The organism is Lysobacter soli, from assembly GCF_009755585.1.
Classification (GTDB): domain Bacteria; phylum Pseudomonadota; class Gammaproteobacteria; order Xanthomonadales; family Xanthomonadaceae; genus Lysobacter_J; species Lysobacter_J soli.
This window is the reverse complement of record NZ_CP046603.1, coordinates 3,711,703-3,728,059: the sequence shown is the minus strand read 5'-3', so window position 1 is coordinate 3,728,059 and position 16,357 is coordinate 3,711,703. Positions and strand designations below refer to the sequence as shown.

Here is a 16,357-nt window from a genome sequence, read left to right as displayed (position 1 = left end):
AGAGCAGCATGGCAGGCGGACGCGAAATCAAATCCAAGATCAAGAGCGTGCAGAACACCCGCAAGGTGACGCGCGCGCTCGAGATGGTCTCGGCTTCCAAGATCCGCAAGGCGCAGGAACGCATGAAGGTCTCGCGTCCGTATGCGCGCGTGATGAAGCAGGTGATCGGCCACCTGGCGCAGGCCAACTCCGACTACCAGCATCCGTACCTGGTCGAGCGCCAGGACGTGAAGCGCGTCGGCTACATCATCGTGTCGTCGGACCGCGGCCTCGCCGGTGGCCTGAACAACAACCTGTTCCGCAAGCTGCTCGGCGAGTTCCGCAAGTGGCACGAGCAGGGCGTCGAGATCGACGTGGTCACCATCGGCCAGAAGGCCTCGGTGTTCTTCCGTCGCATCAAGGTCAACATGGTCGGTTCGGTCACCCACCTGGGCGACCAGCCGAAGCTGGAAGACCTGGTCGGCGTGGTCAAGGTGATGCTGGACGGCTACAGCAGCGGCAACCTCGACCGCGTGTTCGTCTGCTACAACGACTTCGTCAACACGATGACCCAGCGCGCGGCGTTCGACCAGCTGCTGCCGCTGCCGCCGTCGGAGACGCAGGTCGCCAGGCACGACTGGGATTACATCTACGAGCCTGATGCGGAGAGCGTGCTGAACCACGTGCTCAACCGCTATGTCGAGTCGCTGGTGTACCAGGCGGTGCTGGAGAACGTCGCGTCCGAGCATGCCGCGCGCATGGTCGCGATGAAGGCCGCCTCCGACAACGCCACCAAGCTGATCGGCACGCTGAACCTGGTCTACAACAAGGCCCGCCAGGCGGCGATCACGCAGGAAATCTCGGAAATCGTCGGCGGCGCCGCGGCGGTCTAAACCAACACGAGGCGGGCGCGCCATCCGCGACCGCCACACAGATTCAAGTTAGAGGAAATCACCATGAGTCAGGGCAAGATCGTTCAGATCATCGGCGCCGTCGTCGACGTCGAGTTCCCGCGCGAGTCCGTGCCGAAGGTGTACGACGCGCTGAAGGTCGACAACACCGCCATCACGCTCGAAGTCCAGCAGCAGCTCGGTGACGGCGTCGTCCGCACCATCGCCCTGGGCTCCACCGACGGCCTGAAGCGCAACCTGGTCGCCACCAACACCGGCCGCGCGATCGCGGTGCCGGTCGGCGCCGGCACGCTCGGCCGCATCATGGACGTGCTGGGCAACGCCATCGACGAAGCCGGCCCGGTGCAGGCTGCCGATCATTGGGAAATCCACCGCGCGGCCCCGACGTACGAAGACCAGTCCTCGGCCAACGAGCTGCTGGAAACCGGCATCAAGGTCATCGACCTGATGTGCCCGTTCGCGAAGGGCGGCAAGGTCGGCCTGTTCGGCGGCGCCGGCGTCGGCAAGACCGTCAACATGATGGAACTGATCAACAACATCGCCAAGGCGCACTCGGGTCTGTCCGTGTTCGCTGGCGTGGGCGAGCGTACCCGCGAGGGCAACGACTTCTACCACGAGATGAAGGACTCCAACGTCCTCGACAAGGTGGCGATGGTGTACGGCCAGATGAACGAGCCGCCGGGCAACCGCCTGCGCGTCGCGCTGACCGGCCTGACGATGGCCGAGTACTTCCGCGACGAGAAGGACGCCTCGGGCAAGGGCCGTGACGTGCTGCTGTTCGTCGACAACATCTACCGCTACACGCTGGCCGGTACCGAAGTGTCGGCACTGCTGGGCCGCATGCCGTCGGCGGTGGGTTACCAGCCGACGCTGGCCGAGGAAATGGGCGTCCTGCAGGAGCGCATCACCTCGACCAAGACCGGTTCGATCACCTCGATCCAGGCCGTGTACGTGCCCGCGGACGACCTGACCGACCCGTCGCCGGCGACCACCTTCGCCCACCTCGACGCCACCGTCGTGCTGTCGCGAAACATCGCCTCGCTGGGTATCTACCCGGCCGTGGACCCGCTCGACTCCACCTCGCGCCAGCTCGATCCGAACGTGATCGGCCTGGAGCACTACGAGGTCGCGCGCAAGGTGCAGTCGACGCTCCAGAAGTACAAGGAGCTGAAGGACATCATCGCGATCCTGGGCATGGACGAGCTGTCGGAAGAAGACAAGCAGGCCGTGTCGCGCGCCCGCAAGATCGAGCGCTTCTTCTCGCAGCCGTTCCACGTGGCCGAAGTCTTCACCGGTTCGCCGGGCAAGTACGTGTCGCTGAAGGACACCATCCGCGGCTTCAAGGGCATCGTGGAAGGCGAGTACGACCACCTGCCGGAGCAGGCGTTCTACATGGTCGGCGGCATCGAGGAAGCGGTCGAGAAGGCCAAGAAGATCACCGGTTGATCGGTTGATCTTGTTCCCTCTCCCATCGCAGCACTGAACGGTGCGCGAAGGTGAGAGGGTCAGGGTGGAGGCTCCGCTTCCGCCCTCACCCCAACCCTCTCCCGCAGGCGGGAGAGGGGGACGCAGAAGAAAGGCACGTTCTCCATGGCATCCACGATTCGTTGTGACATCGTCAGCGCCGAGCAGGAAATCTTCCACGGCGACGCCGAGCTGGTGGTCGCCACCGGTGAAATCGGCGAGCTCGGCATCGCGCCGAAGCACGCGCCGCTGATCACCCGCCTGAAGCCGGGCAAGGTCGTGGTGACCCTGCCGGGTGGCGAGCAGCTGGACTTCGCGATCTCCGGCGGCATCCTCGAGGTGCAGCCGACGGTCGTCACCGTGCTGGCCGACACCGCCGTGCGTGCGCAGGACATCGACGAAGCCGCCGTCCGCGACGCGAAGGAAGAAGCCGAGCGGATCCTGTCGAAGAAGGATCCGAAGATGAGCATGGAAGAAGCCCAGAGCCAGCTGGCCATGAGCATCGCCCAGCTCAGCGCGCTGGAGCGCCTGCGCAAGAACATGAAGCACTGACGGCAACGCTGCGCGCAGCCCGCTCGATGCACAGAAGGCGACGGAGACCCCGTCGCCTTTTTTGTTTGGCCTCGCCGGCGAGCGGCGTACGCGCCTACCGCCGATACACCCAGTGCCGCGACAGCACGAAGCCGATCGCCGCGACCGTCATGTCGATCGCCGGCTTCGCCAACCACGCCCAACGCAAGCCGACGGCGTCGTCGATGTGCCCCACTGCCCAGGTGCTGATCGCCGTTGTCGCGAGCCACATCAGCGCAAAGCGCGCGAACTGCCGGCCACCGACCGCCGTCTCGTCGCTGGCGAACGTGAACCGGCCGTTCGCCCAGAACCCGATCGCCGCACCGCTGATCCGTCCGACGATGTTCGCCGGTTCCACCAGCAGCCCCGACGCGCTGAGCGCGACGAACACGGCCCAGTCCACGAGCAGTTGCACGCCGCCGACCACGACGTAGCGGCCGCCTTGCCGGGCGAGGGTCGAACGATCGGGGCGGGTACGCATGACGCGATTCTAAGCGAGGCCCGCGCGCGTCCCTGCACGCGACCCACACGCACGGCGCGTTGCGTTTCGCATTGATAAGATCCCCGCGGTCGCGTCCACGAGTCCCTCATCGCATGAACCCGCTCCACGTCGTCATCCTCGCCGCTGGCGAGGGCAAGCGCATGAAGTCCGCCACGGCCAAGGTGCTGCAGAAGATCGCCGGCAAGCCGATGCTGGGTCACGTGATCGACACCGCGCGCCAGCTCGGCGCCGCCGGCATCCACATCGTCTACGGCCACGGCGGCGAGCAGGTACGGGCCGCGTTTGCCGACCAGACCGATCTCCACTGGACCGAGCAGGAGCAGCGCCTGGGCACCGGCCATGCCGTGCAGCACGCGATGCCGTCGGTGCCGGTCGATGCACGCGTGCTGGTGCTGTACGGCGACGTGCCGCTCATCACTGCCGAGACGCTGCAGCGTCTGCTCGCTGCGGAAGGCCGCATCGCGGTGCTGGTCGCCGACCTCGACGATCCCACCGGCTACGGCCGCATCGTGCGCGATCCGCAGGGCCGCGTGGGCCGCATCGTCGAACACAAGGACGCCGACGACGAGCAGCGCGAGATCCGCACCGTCAACACCGGCATCCTCGTCGCCGACGGCGAGGCGCTGCGCCGCTGGTTGCAGCACCTGGGCAACGACAACGCGCAGGGCGAGTACTACCTCACCGACGTCTTCGCCTCCGCCGCCGCCGAGTTCAACGCGGCCGAGATGGTGCACGTCGTCGATCCGATCGAGGTCGAAGGCGCTAACGACGCGTGGCAGCTCGCGCAGCTGGAGCGCGCGTTCCAGCGCCGCGCCGCGCGTGCGCTGTGTTTGCAGGGTGCACGACTGGCCGATCCGTCGCGATTCGACCAGCGTGGTGACGTGCGCGTGGGCCATGACGTGGAGATCGACGTCGACGTGGTGCTCGAAGGAAAGGTCGTGCTCGGCGACGGCGTGCGCATCGGTCCGTTCTGCCGCCTGAAGGACGTCACGCTCGGCCCGGGCACGGAAGTGCGCGCGCACTGCGATCTCGATGGCGTGATCGTCGAAGGCGCCGCGCAGATCGGCCCGTACTCGCGCCTGCGTCCGGGCACCGTGCTCGCCGATGGCGTGCATGTCGGCAATTTCGTCGAGACCAAGAACGCGCGCATCGGCGTCACCAGCAAGGCCAATCACCTCACCTATCTGGGCGACACGGTCATCGGCGCGGGCGTGAATGTCGGCGCAGGCACGATCACCTGCAACTACGACGGCGTGAACAAGTCCACGACGACGATCGAGGACGGTGCGTTCATCGGCTCGAATTCCTCGCTGGTCGCGCCCGTGACGATCGGCCGCGAGGCGACGATCGCGGCCGGCTCCGTCGTGACGCGCGATGCGCCCGAAGGCAAGCTCACGGTCGCTCGCGCGCGGCAGGCGACGATCGAAGGCTGGCAGCGGCCGAAGAAGAAGCCGAAGCCCTGATTTCGCATCGGAACCGGGTGCTGCGTGACGCAGCTACCCGGTCCCCACTTGGCCGGAGCCGGCTTTCGTCGCGATGACGGTTCAGTGCTTGGACACGCCAACAGCGGCGACCGCATTGCGTCGCGAACGGAATGCAGCCACGCGGCGCGAATCCTTCAGCGATCCCCGGTGCGCGCGAGGAAATCCAGCACCAGTCCGGCCACTTCGTCGGGATACTGATGGTGCGGCGCGTGGCCGGTGCGCGAGTAGAAGACGAACCGGGCGTCCTGCATCTTGCCGATCAGCGGGAACCAGTTCTGGCCGGCGGTGCTGGTGTCGTGGTCGCCGGCGATGACGAGGATCGGCAGGTCAAGCTGCGCGAGCTTCTGCCTGCGTCCGGCCGCGTCTTCGTGGAACTCGCCGGCGACCTTGAAATAGCGTTCGAACTGCGCCTGCTGCGACGGGATGTGCGCATCGATGTCGGGCCGCACCCGGATGCGTTCGTGCGATGCGCGGGCGCGGTCGCGGCTCAGCGCGGAGGCCGGCTCGAAGAACAGGACTTCTTCATCGGCAAGGTCGTTGACTGGCTTCAGTGCGCGTTCCAGGAACGCCGGCTGCAACGGAATCTCGTTCTTCCCCGGCGGATTCGTCGCCAGAAGCACCGCGTGGTCGACGCGACCCGGTTTGTCGATCAGGTACGCCTGCGCCAGCAATCCGCCCCACGACCATCCCAGCAGGTCGAACTTCTGCAAACCCAGCGCATCGACGAAGCCGTCCAGCGAGGCGACGGCCTGTTCCATCGTCTGCGGCTGCGTGCCCGGCGAATACCCGATGCCGGGCAGTTCGAACAGGATCACCGTGTGTTGTCGCGCAAGTGCATCGACGAATGCGGGATCCCAGGTGTCCAGCGTGCCGCGGAAGCGGTTCACCAGCACGAGCGGCGATCCGCGTCCCAGCTTGCGGTACGCGATGCGAGCGGAACCGACCTGCACCGTGCGCGTTTCGGCCCCGGCTGCGCCGTCGGCAGCGAGCGCGTGCGGCGGGAAGAACGTGCCGGCGATCAGGAGAAACAGCAACGGCAGCCTGCGCATGGAATCCTCTCGTGGATGCGCTCGCGCGCGTTGGCTCAGCGTGGATCGATGTCCGGGATATCGAACTGCATCAGGTTCCAGCGCGTGACCTTCTCCTCCCACTCGTCGCCCTCGCGCGGCGTGAGCGGAAGGGCGAGGTTCGCCACGAGCATGCGTTTGCCCTGCACCGCGGTGGCAGCCGGGAAGAGCAGGCCCAGCGGCGCGCCATCGTTGCCGATGCCGTCGAAGTGGCCCGCGCGGGCCCGAACGAGCCCGTTGGCATCCAGCGCGACCACCGCGTCGATCTGGTTCGAGGCGACCCAGAGCAGCCCGTCGTGCAGCAGCAGCCCGTCGGCGCCGTAGACGCCGTCGGCGAGCACATCAAGTTTGCCGCCGGCCAGCGGCGTGCGCAGCACGCGGCCGTCGCCGGCGTTGTTGACGTAGAGCAGGCCGGCGGCTTCGTCGATCGCGATGCCGTTCGCGCCGAACGGCAGCGCGCCTGTCGTGGCGAGCAGCGGATCGCGCACCAGCACGTCGACCTTGCACGGCCGGCAGGTGGTCGCATCCTGGATGCGGTAGATCGCGCCCTGGAACGAATCGGACACGTATGCATCGCCTGCGGCGTTGAACGCCAGTCCGTTGATCGCGGGGAAGCCCGCCGAACCGAAGACGATCCGGTCCTGGCTGCCATCGGGATTGGCGATGAGGCGATCGCCAGGCGCGGGCGGCGTCAGCGCCGCGAAGCTCGCGATGTCCTCGGGGGATTGGCCCGTCGCGAACTTCGCGGGCAGGCGCTGCAGTTTCGATGCGCCGAAGTTGAGGAAGTAGAGCGCGCCGTCGGCATACGCCAGGCCGGTGATGGGCGTCGGCCCGAGGTCCACGCGGGCGAGCAGCTTTCCCGTCGGCGACAGGCGAACGACCTGGTTCCGGCGCGCCGTCGCGGGTTCGCGGCTGTCGAAGGAACCGACGTATACCTCGCCGGTGGCGGGATGGGTCGCGAGGCTTTCCGGATGGCGGAAGTCGTCCGGCAACGTCACGAACGGACGCGTTTCGATGCGCATCGGCGCACCCGCCGATTGCGCTGCCGCAAGCGGGCACACCAGCGTCAACGCGATCACGCAAAGCGTCGTCTTCATCTCCACGCACCTCTGTCCGAAGTCGAGTCTGGTGTTTCGCGACGCATCACGTCGCCGCGGCCGTCCGGAGCCCACGCCGTATGCGCATCGCCTGCACCCCGGCGCCGGCGAGATAGGCGAGGAAACCTACGCCCACGATCGCCTTCAGCACGGGATCTTCCGGACCCGTGAAGGCCGGATCGCCGATCGGAATGCGCGTGCCGGTCTCGGTCAATCCGGGAATCAGATGGAAGAACAGCGTCAGCGAGTTGCCCAGCACCGTGATGTATCGCGCGAGGCCCGATCCGCCGGCGCGTTCCGCCATCGCCGCGACCGCGAGCACCACCAGCGTGGCGATCGCGAGCATGTGCGGCGCGCCGAACCCGCCATGGCGGAAGATGAAAAGCCCGGTGAACGCGGTGGCTGCCGTCAGCCAGACATACAGCGCGCCCGAACGCGTGCGCGTCCCGATCTCGCCGTAACGCACGAGCGACCGGATCCCGAAGAACACCGCCACCAGTGCGATGGCGGTGTGGAACATTCCGAACGGCGAGATGTCGAGCATGGCGAGCACTCCAGCGTTCGCGCCGGCGGACGTTCGCGGCGGCGGTGCGGCGTCAGGACTTGGCGAAGGCCAGCAGGTCCGCGTTGAGGCGGTCCTTGTGCGTGTCGGTGATGCCGTGCGGCGCGCCTTCGTAGACGATCAGCTTGCTGTCCTTGACCAGCTTCGCCGACGCGCGACCGGCGGCATCGATCGGCACGATCTGGTCGTCGTCGCCGTGGATGATCAGCGTGGGCACGTCGAAGCGCTTGAGGTCTTCGGTGAAGTCCGTCTCGGAGAAGGCCTTGATGCTGTCGTAGGTGTTCTTGTGGCCGCCGAGCATGCCCTGCATCCACCATGCGTTGATGACGCCCGGCGAGGGCTTCGCGCCCGGACGGTTGTAGCCGAAGAACGGGCCGGACGGGATGTCGAGGAACAGCTGCGCGCGGTTGGCGACAAGGCCCTGGCGGATGCCGTCGAACACCGAGAGCGGAAGCCCGCCGGGATTGCTATCCGTCTTCACCATGATCGGCGGCACGGCCGACACGAGTGCGACCTTCTTCACCCGCTTGGTGCCATGGCGACCGACGTAGCGCGCGACCTCGCCACCGCCGGTGGAGAAGCCGACCAGCATCGCGTCCTTCACGTCGAGCTTGTCGAGCAGCTGCGCCAGGTCGTCGGCGTAGTGGTCCATGTCGTTGCCATCCCACGGCTGGCTCGAGCGTCCGTGCCCGCGGCGATCGTGCGCGATGCAGCGGAAGCCGTTGGAGGCGAGATGGAACATCTGCGATTCCCAGCTGTCGGCGTTGAGCGGCCAGCCGTGGCTGAAGACGACCGCCGGGCCGGTGCCCCAGTCCTTGTAGTAGATCTCGACGCCGTCTTTGGTGGTGATGGTGCTCATGGTCTTTGCGATTCCTGCGTCAGGGGGAGTGGGGGTGGCGGCGGCCTGCGTCGCCGGCGGCGGTTCGGAGGACGAGCAGCCGACGAGGGGAAGCAGCGAGGCGGCGGCCAGGGCGGTGCCGCCGATCAGCACCGTGCGGCGGCCTTCGTCGATGGGGGTGGCGCGATCGTCGTTTGGCATGGTCTTCGCCGGATCTGTGGTCGGCACCTGGGTGCCACGGAGGAAGGCCGGCGCGGCGGTGTGGCGCGCGCCCGGCATGTCCACGATAGGAAGCCGGTCGCCCCGCGGCGTACCCGCATGAGGGGTGAGGCCGTCCCCCCTGTTCGGGGGAGTGCGGATCGCGCGATGGCGTGATCGCCACGGCATCCCCCGTTCTGGGGAGTCGCGATTCCTACCGCTGGCGGTTTGCGCGGCGTGCGCGCGAAGCCAGTCTGGACGCAGCACGCGAGTCCGCGTGCCATCCCCGTCGGAGCGCTCCCATGCCCAAGGCTTCCCCCGGTCCGAGTTCGACGTTGCTGACCCCAACGGATCACACGCTGGTGCTGATCGACCACCAGTCGCAGATGGCCTTCGCGGTGCGTTCGATCGATGTCGGATCGCTGCGCACCAATGCCGCCCTGCTGTCGCGCGCGGCCGTCGGTTTCGGCGTGTCGACCGTCGTCACCACCGTCGCCGAAAAGAGCTTTTCCGGCCCGCTGTTCCCGGAGATCGGCGACACCTTCGCGCAGGGCGCCGTGTACGACCGCACCACGATGAACGCGTGGGAAGACGTTCCGGTCGTCCAGCGCATCAATGAAATCGGGAAGGACCGGCTGGTGTTCGCCGGACTGTGGACCAGCGTGTGCATCGTCGGGCCGGTACTGTCGGCGATCGAACAGGGCTTCCAGACGTACGTGGTCACCGATGCCTGCGGCGATGTGTCCGACGAAGCGCACGAGCGCGCCGTCACCCGCATGGTGCAGGCTGGCGCGGTGCCGATGACGAGCCTGCAGTACATGCTCGAACTGCAGCGCGACTGGGCGCGCGGCGAGACGTACGGACTGACGACCGGCATCGCGCGCGAACTCGCCGGTGGCTACGGGATCGGCATCCAGTACGCGAAGGCCATGTTCGGCGCGCAGGAAGGCGGGCACTGAGCGCGGCGGTGCGGCCACCACCTCCCCCGGGTCGCACCGCCACGCTTCCATCGGGAGAAGCACGATGAAACCGTATGTGTTGTCGCTCGGTGCCGGCCTGCTCGTCGGCATCGTGTACGCGTTGCTCAACGTCCGCTCGCCCGCGCCGCCGGTGATCGCGCTGGTGGGGCTGCTCGGCATCCTGCTGGGCGAGCAGATCCCGCCGCTTCTCAAGCATTACCTGCGCAAGGACGCGCGGGCGACGGCGTGGATGGACGAGCAGGTCAGGCCGCACGTGTTCGGCGACCTGCCGCAATGCCGCCGCACGCCCGCCGCGCCGGACGATCCGGACGCGCGCTCATGACCTCCGACCGAACCGGCGTGGACGCGGGGCGGCGCGCCTTCCTCGGCGCGGCCGTCGGCGCCACGTCGGTGGCGGTCCTTCCCGCGATGGGCACTTCGACGATGCCAGACCTGATCCTGCACGGCGCACGCACGACCACGCTCGACCGCACGCGTCCCCGCGCATCGGCGGTAGCGATCCGCGACGGCCGCTTCCTGCGCGTGGGCGACGATCGCGAAGTGCTGGCGCTCGCCGGACCGGCGACGAAGGTCATCGACCTGCAGGGCCGCAGCGTGCTTCCGGGCCTGTGCGACAACCACACGCACGTGATCCGCGGCGGCCTGAACTACAACATGGAGCTGCGCTGGGACGGCGTGCGCAGCCTGGCCGATGCGATGGCGATGCTCAAACGACAGGTCGCGGTCACGCCACCGCCGCAATGGGTGCGCGTGGTGGGCGGCTTCAGCGACCACCAGTTCGCGGAGAAGCGGCTGCCGACGCTGGATGAACTCAACGCCGTCGCGCCCGACACGCCGGTGTTCATCCTGCACCTGTACGACCGCGCGCTGCTCAACGCCGCGGCGCTGCGTGCGGTGGGCTACGGCCGCGACACGCCCGATCCGCCGGGCGGCGAGATCGCGCGCGATGCCAGCGGCAATCCGACCGGCCTGCTGCTCGCGCGGCCCAACGCCAGCATCCTGTACGCGACGCTGGCGAAAGGGCCGAAGCTGCCGTTCGACTACCAGCTCAACTCCACGCGCCACTTCATGCGCGAGCTCAACCGGCTCGGCGTCACCAGCGTCATCGATGCCGGAGGCGGCTTCCAGAAGTACCCGGAAGACTATGAAGTGATCCGACGCCTGGCCGACGAAGACCAGCTCACGGTGCGGCTGGCGTACAACCTCTTCACGCAGAAGCCGAAAGAGGAAAAGGAGGACTTCCTCAACTGGACGCGCACGTCGAAGTACCGCCAGGGCAACGACTACTTCCGCCACAACGGCGCGGGCGAGATGCTCGTGTTCTCCGCGGCCGATTTCGAGGACTTCCGCCAGCCGCGTCCGGACATGCCGCCGAACATGGAAGGCGACCTGGAAGCGGTCGTGCGCATCCTCGCGCAGAACCGCTGGCCGTGGCGCATGCATGCCACGTACGACGAAACGATCAGCCGCGCGCTGGACGTGTTCGAGAAGGTGAACCGGGAGATCCCGCTCCACGGACTGCACTGGTTCTTCGACCACGCCGAAACCATTTCGGATCGCTCGATCGATCGCGTCGCGGCGCTCGGCGGCGGCATCGCCGTGCAACACCGCATGGCCTACCAGGGCGAGCATTTCGTCGAGCGTTACGGCAAGGCGGCCGCCGCGGCGACGCCGCCGGTAGCGAAGATCATGGCATCGGGCACACGCATCTCGGCGGGCACGGACGCCACGCGCGTCGCGTCGTACAACCCGTGGGTGTCGCTGTCATGGCTGGTCACGGGGCGCACCGTCGGCGGCATGTCGCTGTATCCGCCGGAAAACCGGCTGGATCGCGAGTCGGCCCTGCGCATGTGGACCGAGCGCGTCGCGTGGTTCTCCAACGAGGAAGGGAACAAGGGAACGATCACCGAAGGCCAACTCGCCGACTTGGTGGTGCCGTCGCGCGACTACTTCGGCTGCGCGGAAGACGAGATCGCGCACATCGCGTCGCTGATGACGGTGGTCGGCGGTCGCATCGTGTACGCCTCCGGCGACTTCGCGTCGCACGATCCACCGATTCCGCCGGCGATGCCGGACTGGTCGCCGGTGCGCACGCAGGGCGGCTACGCCCGATCGGCCGACGTGCCGGCGCGCGATGCGCTCGTGCAGACCGCCGGTTGCGGATGCGCACACGCCTGCAACGTGCATGGACACGCACACGCGAAGGCGTGGGCCGCGAACGTGCCCACCGGCGACCTCAAGGGGTTCTGGGGTGCGCTCGGCTGCGCGTGCTGGGCCGTGTGAGGGCGAGTGCGGCGTTACTGCGTCATCTGGCGCAGGATGCCGCGCCGGATGCCGATGCGGATGGCCTCGGTGCGGTTGTGGCATCCGAGCTTCTCGAAGATCCGCGACACGTGCGACTTGACCGTCTCGATGGAGATGCCGAGGTCGCTGGCGACGCGCTTGTTCTCCTTGCCTTCCGACAGGAGTTGGAGGATGCGCAGTTCGCGCGGCGTCAGCAGTTCGTTGCCCAGGTGCGTCGCGACGTCCGCGCACACTTCCGCCGACACGTACCGCCCGCCTGCATGCACCTTGCGGATGCAGTCGAGCAGCTCGTCGCGTAGCGCGCTCTTGAGCAGGTAGCCGGCTGCGCCCGCCGCCATCGAATCGCGCGCGTTCGCATCGCCGCGGAAGGTCGTCAGGATGACCACGCGCGCTGCCGTGTACTCGCCGCGCAGGGTGCGCACGCCTTCCAGGCCGCCCATGCCGGGCATCTGCAGGTCCATCAGCGTGATGTCGGGCAGCAGGCGGCGGAACGCGTCCAGCCCGGCCTCGGCGTTCGACTCGCCGCCCACCACTTCGATGTCGGATTCGTTCGACAGCATCGCCGCGATGCCTTCGCGCAGCGCGGGATGGTCGTCGATGGTCAGCACGCGTATCGGCATGGCGCTCACGCTGGGGGACGTGGTCGAACGGTCGAGTCCGCTCGTGGTGGAAAGAGTACCTCCGCGGTGACGGCCGGCGCGACAGCGGATCGCGTCCGTCATTCACCCGGATGGGGGAGGTCGCCAGGGCAAGGATGGTGGATTGCATGGCGTCGGCCGGCTTCTACATTGGCCTCTCGCGGGCAAGGACCGGGAGTGGCCACGATGCTCGTCAATATTCCCTGCCTGGATGCATTGCTCGACCGGCACGCCGACCCGCTGGGCGCGTCGTTCAACGCGTACCGCAACCACGCGTACCGGGTGGTCAACTTCCATTGCCTGCTCGGCGGCGAGGACATCGACCTGGAAAAGCTGTCCATCGCCGCGGCGTACCACGACCTCGGCATCTGGTCGGCGGGCACGTTCGATTACTTGGCGCCTTCGATCGCGATGGCAAACGCGTACCTCGAGGACATCGGGCGCACGGAGTGGGCCGGCGAGATCTCGGCCATGATCGACCACCACCACAAGCTGACGCCGTGCGATCCGCGCGAGCGCGCCAGCGTGGAGACCTTCCGCCGCGCCGATTGGGTGGACGTGTCCCGCGGCCATCTGCGGTTCGGCCTGAAGCGCCGCGTCGTCGCGTCCGTCATGGACATGTTCCCGGGCTTCGGCTTCCATCGCCTGCTGCTGAAGCTGTCGCTGAAGCGGATGCTCACCCATCCGTTCAGTCCACTTCCGATGCTGCGCTGGTAGCAGCCTGGATGGTCGGCGGGGCCGCTTCGTTCAACGCCTCGGGTACGCCTCGTCCGCATCGATGCCGACCTTGACCTCCGTACCGCCGCCCGACCTGCCGCTGATGGACAACGTCGCGCCGATCAGCAGTGCGCGTTCGCGCATGCCCTTCAGGCCCCAGTGGCGCTCCACGCCCATCCGGTCCTCGGCGATGCCGACGCCGTCGTCCTGCACCGTCAGGACGACACCGGCGTTGCCGTAGGTCAGGCGGATGTCCACGCGCGTGCCGTTGGAGTGCACGCAGGCGTTGCTGATCGCCTCACGCCCGATCTGGCGCAGCTCCTCGTAGACGATGGGCTGAAGCGGTCGCGGCGGTAACGGCACGGTGATGTCGCACACGAGCTGGTGCTCGGCCGCGAGTTCCTGCGCGTGCCGCCCCAGCGACTCGGCCAGGTCCATCGTGCTCGCTTCGGGATCGCGCAGCTGGTGGATGCGGTCGCGCCCTTCGCGGATGGTGTCCTGCGTGCGATCGAGCACGCGCTCCATCTGCTGGCGGAGCGCCGCGTCCTGCGGCAGCTTCGAGGCGAGCGCCTGGAAGCTCAGCAGCATGCCCTGCATGCCTTGCAGGAGGGTGTCGTGCAGGTCGCGCGCGATGCGGTTGCGTTCCGCCATCTGCGCATCGAAACGATCGCGAAGGCGTGCCGTCGCGTAGCGCAGCCGCAGCGCGTAGAGCATCGACAGGACGAGCGCGAGCGCGGCGACGACGAGCGCCTTGAACCACATCGACTGGATGAACGTCGGCGGCACCGTGAAATCGAGCGACGCACCCTGCGGATTCCACACGCCATCGTTGTTCGCCGCGACGACCCGGAACCGGTAATCGCCCGGCGCGAGGTTGGTGTAGAACGCCTGGCGGCGGTTGCCGGCCTCGACCCAGTCGTCGTCCACGCCGAGCAGCTGATAGCGGAACCTCACGCGCCTGGGCACCGTCAGGCTGAGCGCGGTGTAGTCGATCTCGATCCGCGACGCACCCGCGGGCAGCGTCGCCGACGCGGGATCGCGCAACCGCTGCGACCCGAACGCGAGTCCGGTGATGCTCACCGGCGGCGGCATGCGGTTGCGCGCCAGCCGCGCGGGCTGCACCTGCACGATCGCGTCCGTCGTCAGGAAGCGCAGCACGCCGTCGCCCCCGAGGACGGCGCTGTTCCTCGAATAGCCCGTCACGGCGGGCGCCTTCAGGCCATCGTCGAAATCGAACAGCTGCGCGTGCAGCGGCGCATCCGGGTCGTCGAAGGCGCGGGCGAGGGCGTCGCGCGACACCCTCGCGATGCCCGCACGCGAGAGCATCCAGGTGTAGCCGAGCCGGTCGTCGGCGATCCCGACGACGCCCTGCAGCCAGGGAGCATCGCGCCCGAGTGGCGTGATCTTCCCGTCGCGCAGCCGCGCCATGCCGCCCACGCTGGCGAGCAGGACATCGTGGCCCATCGGCTGCAACGCGGTGATCTCGCCGCCCGGGATGTCGTCCTTCTTCCACACCACGCGGGTGTCGGGAAGTTCCATGTAGACCAGCCCGCGCGAACGCACGTGGGCGAGCAGCCCGTTGCGGTAGGCGATCAGCGTGGTGACCTTGAGCGGCCCGTCCGGTCCGTCGGGCAGGCTGTCGGTCCAGGTGCCGTTCTCGTAGCGCGTGATGCCGCCGCGCGTGCGACTGAACCACAGGCGCCCGTCCGGCGTCGCCACGCAGTCCAGCACATTGCGGCGCTTGTCGGTGGGGATGCGCTCGAAACGCTGCCCGACGCCGCGGAAGAAGGCGTCGCTGGTCGCGAACCAGACCACGCCCATCGCGTCCTCGCACAGGGCCTGCGGGTTGTTGAGGCCATCGAGCAGCCGCGTCGTGATGCCCTTCGGCGAAATGCCGTACAGGCTGTCGGAATCGGCGGCGTAGACGGTTCCGTCGCGCGCGCCCATCACGATGTAGCCGAATCGCGAATACGCGGGGATGTCGGTCGCCGGGCGCACGTTGGCCGGCGTGAAGCGATCCAGCCCCGCGCTCGTGCCGACCCAGAGATTGCCTTCGCGGTCTTCCAGGATCGACAACGCACGATCGGAAGACAGGCCGTCGTTCGCGGTGAAGGTTTCCTCGACGGGACGGCCGCCGCGGTACAGGGCGTCGGGCGTCGCGATCCGGAACATGCCCGCCGAATACGTGACACCCCAGATCGAACCGTCGCGATCGAACAGGAACGTCCGGTACGAATGCGTCGCCGATGCGGCCGGCACCGTCGCGAAGGGCGGCACGTCCGGTCGTGCGAGCGGAACCGACGGCAACCGGCGCGTGCCTTCGACGCCGCTCGACTGCCACACGCGTCCGGAGCGGTCGGTCGCGAGTCCTTCGTTGTAGCCATCGCCGCGGGTGCCCGCGATGCCCACGTTGCGGAAGCTCCGTTCACCGGGGGCCAGCACCAGCGTCCTGGCGCCATCCGAGACCCAGAGGCGTCCATCCCGGCTCTCGGCGATGCCCCATGCGGAGGGCGCGGTGATGCCCCACTGCGCGCCGATGCTTTCCCAGCGGCCCGCCGCATAGCGCATGAACGGGTGGTTCGAATTGCCGGTGATGGTCCAGACCGCGCCCGAGCGGTCCTCCAGAAAGCGGTACACCCATCGGTCGCTGGCCGCCGGCGAGCGGTCGATCAGCGTTCCTTTGCGCAGCAGTACGATGCGGCCGGACTGGTAGCCGATCCAGAGGTCGCCGTTGCGCGCCGTCAACAACGCCGAGACCGGCTCGCCCACGCGCGCGCCGTTTGCGCGGGCGGGGACGACCTCGAAGCGCACGCCGTCGAAGCGATGCAGTCCGCTGTCGCTGCCGGTCCAGAGGAAACCATCCGGCGTCTGCGCGAGGGCATAGATGCCCAGCGGCACGCCGTCCTCGGCGGTCCATCGCGTGTGTCGGAACTGGTTGATCCCGACGTTGGGATCCAGCGCATGCACGGCCGCCGCGCACAGCAGCATCGCAAGACCGGAAAGGACTGCCAGGAGTTGGCGCACCACAGCCCCCGTAGGCTGTCTG

15 protein-coding genes are annotated in these 16,357 nt (G+C 68.0%); 8 read left to right on the top strand and 7 right to left on the bottom strand.

Annotated features, from left to right (window positions below; translation table 11 throughout):
- Window positions 1–8 precede the first annotated feature (8 nt).
- From atpG to GOY17_RS16915, 3 genes are all read left to right on the top strand, one after another.
- Window positions 9–872, top strand: coding sequence for a F0F1 ATP synthase subunit gamma (gene atpG / locus GOY17_RS16925; protein WP_157031253.1), 864 nt, complete (start codon window positions 9–11; stop codon window positions 870–872).
- 63 nt (window positions 873–935) lie between these two features.
- Complete coding sequence (gene atpD, locus GOY17_RS16920; RefSeq protein ID WP_115841919.1) at window positions 936–2,336, top strand: F0F1 ATP synthase subunit beta; 1,401 nt, start codon at window positions 936–938, stop codon at window positions 2,334–2,336.
- A gap of 144 nt (window positions 2,337–2,480) precedes the next feature.
- Window positions 2,481–2,906: a F0F1 ATP synthase subunit epsilon gene (locus GOY17_RS16915; RefSeq protein WP_157031252.1), complete on the top strand. Its 426-nt coding sequence runs from the start codon at window positions 2,481–2,483 to the stop codon at window positions 2,904–2,906.
- Window positions 2,907–3,000: 94 nt separating this feature from the next.
- On the opposite strand, the gene GOY17_RS16910 is transcribed toward GOY17_RS16915, so the two are convergent.
- On the bottom strand, window positions 3,001–3,405 hold the full coding sequence (locus GOY17_RS16910) for a GtrA family protein (RefSeq protein ID WP_157031251.1): 405 nt from the start codon (window positions 3,403–3,405) through the stop codon (window positions 3,001–3,003).
- A 113-nt stretch (window positions 3,406–3,518) separates the two neighbouring features.
- Between GOY17_RS16910 and glmU the strand changes: the two genes are divergently transcribed.
- A complete protein-coding gene (glmU, locus tag GOY17_RS16905) occupies window positions 3,519–4,889 on the top strand; it encodes a bifunctional UDP-N-acetylglucosamine diphosphorylase/glucosamine-1-phosphate N-acetyltransferase GlmU (protein ID WP_157031250.1) in 1,371 nt (456 codons plus the stop codon).
- 155 nt (window positions 4,890–5,044) lie between these two features.
- Here the strand turns inward: glmU and GOY17_RS16900 are convergent, their stop codons facing one another.
- Genes GOY17_RS16900 through GOY17_RS16885 form a run of 4 tightly spaced genes read right to left on the bottom strand, consistent with a single transcriptional unit; the run spans window position 5,045 to window position 8,675 of the window.
- Window positions 5,045–5,959: an alpha/beta fold hydrolase gene (locus tag GOY17_RS16900; RefSeq protein WP_157031249.1), complete on the bottom strand. Its 915-nt coding sequence runs from the start codon at window positions 5,957–5,959 to the stop codon at window positions 5,045–5,047.
- A gap of 35 nt (window positions 5,960–5,994) precedes the next feature.
- Window positions 5,995–7,074: an NHL repeat-containing protein gene (locus GOY17_RS16895; protein ID WP_157031248.1), complete on the bottom strand. Its 1,080-nt coding sequence runs from the start codon at window positions 7,072–7,074 to the stop codon at window positions 5,995–5,997.
- 46 nt (window positions 7,075–7,120) lie between these two features.
- The gene (locus GOY17_RS16890; RefSeq protein WP_157031247.1) at window positions 7,121–7,618 is read right to left on the bottom strand and encodes a hypothetical protein; all 498 of its coding nucleotides are present in this window, start codon (window positions 7,616–7,618) and stop codon (window positions 7,121–7,123) included.
- 52 nt (window positions 7,619–7,670) lie between these two features.
- Window positions 7,671–8,675 carry an alpha/beta fold hydrolase gene (locus tag GOY17_RS16885; protein WP_157031783.1) on the bottom strand — a complete coding sequence of 335 codons (1,005 nt, stop codon included), beginning with the start codon at window positions 8,673–8,675 and terminating at the stop codon, window positions 7,671–7,673.
- Window positions 8,676–8,974: 299 nt separating this feature from the next.
- On the opposite strand from GOY17_RS16885, the gene GOY17_RS16880 reads away from it, so the two are divergent.
- From GOY17_RS16880 to GOY17_RS16870, 3 genes are all read left to right on the top strand, one after another.
- Window positions 8,975–9,631, top strand: a complete 657-nt coding sequence (locus tag GOY17_RS16880; RefSeq protein WP_157031246.1) for a hydrolase — start codon at window positions 8,975–8,977, stop codon at window positions 9,629–9,631.
- Window positions 9,632–9,695: 64 nt separating this feature from the next.
- The gene (locus tag GOY17_RS16875) at window positions 9,696–9,974 is read left to right on the top strand and encodes a XapX domain-containing protein (protein ID WP_157031245.1); all 279 of its coding nucleotides are present in this window, start codon (window positions 9,696–9,698) and stop codon (window positions 9,972–9,974) included.
- A gap of 101 nt (window positions 9,975–10,075) precedes the next feature.
- Window positions 10,076–11,935, top strand: coding sequence for an amidohydrolase (locus tag GOY17_RS16870; protein ID WP_198173957.1), 1,860 nt, complete (start codon window positions 10,076–10,078; stop codon window positions 11,933–11,935).
- A gap of 14 nt (window positions 11,936–11,949) precedes the next feature.
- On the opposite strand, the gene GOY17_RS16865 is transcribed toward GOY17_RS16870, so the two are convergent.
- Window positions 11,950–12,576, bottom strand: coding sequence for a response regulator (locus GOY17_RS16865; RefSeq protein ID WP_157031781.1), 627 nt, complete (start codon window positions 12,574–12,576; stop codon window positions 11,950–11,952).
- Between the two features lie 195 nt (window positions 12,577–12,771).
- On the opposite strand from GOY17_RS16865, the gene GOY17_RS16860 reads away from it, so the two are divergent.
- Window positions 12,772–13,311, top strand: a complete 540-nt coding sequence (locus GOY17_RS16860) for a hypothetical protein (protein WP_198173726.1) — start codon at window positions 12,772–12,774, stop codon at window positions 13,309–13,311.
- 30 nt (window positions 13,312–13,341) lie between these two features.
- Here the strand turns inward: GOY17_RS16860 and GOY17_RS16855 are convergent, their stop codons facing one another.
- Window positions 13,342–16,335: a sensor histidine kinase gene (locus GOY17_RS16855; RefSeq protein ID WP_198173725.1), complete on the bottom strand. Its 2,994-nt coding sequence runs from the start codon at window positions 16,333–16,335 to the stop codon at window positions 13,342–13,344.
- Window positions 16,336–16,357: the final 22 nt, after the last annotated feature.